2 protein-coding genes are annotated in these 3,426 nt (G+C 66.3%); one reads left to right on the top strand and one right to left on the bottom strand.

Going from position 1 to position 3,426, the window contains the following annotated elements; genetic code table 11:
* Positions 1-172: 172 nt before the first annotated feature.
* A complete protein-coding gene (locus ACWDU1_RS30860) occupies positions 173-1,135 on the bottom strand; it encodes a hypothetical protein (protein ID WP_450003881.1) in 963 nt (320 codons plus the stop codon).
* 333 nt (positions 1,136-1,468) lie between these two features.
* Between ACWDU1_RS30860 and ftsH the strand changes: the two genes are divergently transcribed.
* The coding region (ftsH, locus tag ACWDU1_RS30855; protein ID WP_450003879.1) for an ATP-dependent zinc metalloprotease FtsH at positions 1,469-3,426 on the top strand (1,958 nt) is incomplete at its 3' end.

The following is a 3,426-nucleotide window of genomic DNA, read 5'->3' as shown; positions in this document are numbered from 1 at the left end:
TCTGCTGTCAGCGCTCGAAGCGCACGTGGCGAAGCCACAAGTCTCGAGCGCTGACAGCAGACGCCAAGGGGGCCGAACCCCGCGCGGCGAAGCCGCGCCAATAAACACAGCCCCTTCGCGGACAGGTTCGTTCCATCCTGCCGTTTCCGGGTTCGCGAGCCGGCTCCAGCTCTCAAATACCGGGTAGCGAGCGCAGAATCCCCCGGCCGTAGCGCTGGAACTGCGTATCGTCGACCATTCCCAGGGAATGCCGTTCGACCAGCAGTTCCCATTCCGAATACAGGTGCGCGACGCTCGGGTCGGCCTGTCCGGCCGCACCGTCCACGGCGACCAGCCGGACCGCGAAGTTGACGGCGCAGGTCAGCCTCTCGGTATCGGCCCGGTCCAGTCCGCTGAAGCACATCGTGGTGTTGCCGTCGTGGATTTCGACGATCGGGCGGCGTTCGGAGGTGTGCCCGCGAATCATCGAGGGGGGTTCCTCGGTGGCGCGGGCCCGCATGATCATCGGGATCGGCAGTTCGTGTGCGTAGGGCTCGTCGGTGCCCAGGGAGACCAGGAGCAGCCGCGCCGTGGTCACCGTCAGCAGGCAGGGGTCGTTGTCGCCGATCGGCGGATGGGCGATCACGTAGGCCGTCTCCAGGACGTACTCGTCCCGGGTGACCAGGCGGTGCAGGTCGGCCAGGGCGGCTTCGCCACGCCCGGTCGCCGACATCCGGCGGGTGGCGCGTTCGACATCGGCGCGGATCGGTCCGTCGGGGGTTTGTTCCGGGGCCGGGGCGGTGAGATCGGGGGCGGCGACGTCGACCCGCTGGGCGGCCAGGATCTGGTCGTTGATGCGGGAGACGATGCCGGCGGCGGCCGGGACGTCGTGTTCGGCGATGAGGACGGGTAGCGGGGTGCGGTCGGCGGGGACGCCGACCAGGACGGGGGTCGGGTAACGCAGATAGATCTCGATGACCACCGCGTCGTCGGCCCGCCGGCTCAGCCGTACTTCGAGCAGGTCGGTGACCGCGACGTCCAGTACCGGCTCGCCGTCGGTCTCGGTTTCGCCGTCGGCACCGGGGCGCAGGACGACCAGCCGCCCTTCGCCGTGCCGCACGATTGCCGTGGGTGTCCGTAACTCGACTATGTCCATACCCCCTGCGCTCGGGTCGTACGTCGATCACTATTGGTACAACGTGCGTGCCATGATTGTGATCACTACGAAATATCACAGTTCACGACACCGGGAACCACCGCGGTTTTCCCGACGTTTAGTTCTTGAAACTGCATCACCAGCCGAACTCCTGGCTTGCGATAGGTCAGGAAGCGCGATGTATCGACTAGACGGTACGCGGTAACGTGGCATGTCCGCATCCGAATCCGCCCACCGGGCGATCTCGGATACGGGTTGCGCCCCCCGAGCGGACGCATCGCTAGGCAAGTACGCGGAGACGCCTGAAAGGACTGGCCGCCCGGCCGACGCTCTATGAACCGCAAGACAGTGTTTCGCACCCTGGCGATAATCGCGGGCATTCTGCTCGTGATCTATCTGTTCAGTTACTTCGGCAACGACACCCGCGGCTGGCAGAGCGTCGACACCTCGGTGGCCCTCAACCAGCTGAACGACAAGGCGAACGTCGCTCACGTTCAGATCGATGATCGCGAACAGCAGTTGCGGATCGAGCTGAAGAACGGCAACGACGCCACGCAGGGCCAGAACAAGATCATCGCGAAGTATCCCGGGGGCAGTGACACCTCGGCGCAGATCTTCCAGGCCGTGCAGAATTCCGGCGCGCCGTACAACACGGTGGTCAAACAGGAGAGCTGGCTCACTCAGATCCTGCTGTTCGTGTTGCCGATGGTGATCCTGCTCGGGCTGTTCATCTTCGTGATGTCGCGGATGCAGGGCGGCGGCCGCGGCGGCATGATGGGCTTCGGTAAATCCAAGGCCAAACAGCTGTCGAAGGATATGCCGAAGACGACTTTCGCCGATGTGGCGGGCGCCGACGAGGCCGTGGAAGAGCTGTACGAGATCAAGGATTTCCTGCAGAACCCGGTCCGCTACCAGGCCCTCGGCGCGAAGATCCCCAAGGGCGTACTGCTCTACGGTCCGCCCGGAACCGGTAAGACGCTGCTGGCCCGCGCGGTGGCCGGTGAGGCCGGGGTGCCCTTCTTCACCATCTCGGGCTCCGATTTCGTGGAGATGTTCGTCGGTGTCGGCGCCTCCCGCGTGCGCGACCTGTTCGAGCAGGCCAAACAGAACAGCCCGTGCATCATCTTCGTCGACGAGATCGACGCGGTCGGCCGCCAGCGCGGCGCCGGGCTCGGCGGCGGTCACGACGAGCGCGAACAGACGCTCAACCAGCTGCTGGTCGAGATGGACGGCTTCGGTGATCGCACCGGAATCATCCTGATCGCCGCCACCAACCGCCCCGATATCCTCGACCCCGCCCTGCTGCGGCCCGGCCGGTTCGATCGCCAGATCCCGGTCAGCAATCCCGACCTGGCCGGCCGCCGGTCGATCCTGCGGGTGCATTCGCAGGGCAAGCCGATCGCGGCCGAAGCGGATCTGGACGGGCTGGCCAAGCGCACGGTCGGAATGTCGGGCGCCGATCTGGCGAATGTGATCAACGAGGCCGCGCTGCTGACGGCGCGCGAGAACGGCTCGACCATCACCGGCGACGCGCTCGAGGAGTCGGTGGACCGGGTGATCGGCGGTCCGCGCCGTAAGAGCCGCATCATCAGCGAGCACGAGAAGAAGATCACCGCCTACCACGAGGGCGGCCATGCGCTGGCGGCCTGGGCGATGCCAGATATCGAACCGGTCTACAAGGTGACGATCCTGGCCCGCGGTCGTACCGGCGGACACGCGATGACCGTCCCCGAGGACGACAAGGGCCTGATGACCCGCTCGGAGATGATCGCCCGCCTGGTGATGGCCATGGGCGGCCGCGCGGCCGAGGAACTGGTGTTCCACGAGCCCACCACCGGTGCCTCCTCCGATATCGATCAGGCGACCAAGATCTCGCGCGCGATGGTCACCGAGTACGGCATGAGTGCCCGGCTGGGTGCCGTGCGGTACGGCCAGGAACAGGGCGATCCGTTCCTCGGGCGTTCGATGGGGACCGCGTCGGACTATTCGCACGAGGTGGCCGGCGCCATCGACGAGGAGGTGCGCAACCTCATCGAGGCCGCGCATACCGAGGCGTGGGCGATCCTGAGTGAGTACCGCGATGTGCTCGACGATCTGGCCATGGCCCTGCTGGAACGCGAAACCCTGCACCGCAAGGATCTGGAGACCATTCTCAGCGCCGTGCAGAAGCGGCCGCGGATCACCGCGTTCAACGATTTCGGCGACCGTGTCCCTTCGGACAAGCCGCCGGTGAAGACGCCGGGTGAGCTGGCCAGGGAGCGGGGCGAGCCGTGGCCGCCGGAGCCGGTGGT

The sequence above is a fragment of the Nocardia sp. NPDC003345 genome (genome assembly GCF_053589395.1).
This window is presented reverse-complemented; position numbering and strand designations above follow the sequence as displayed.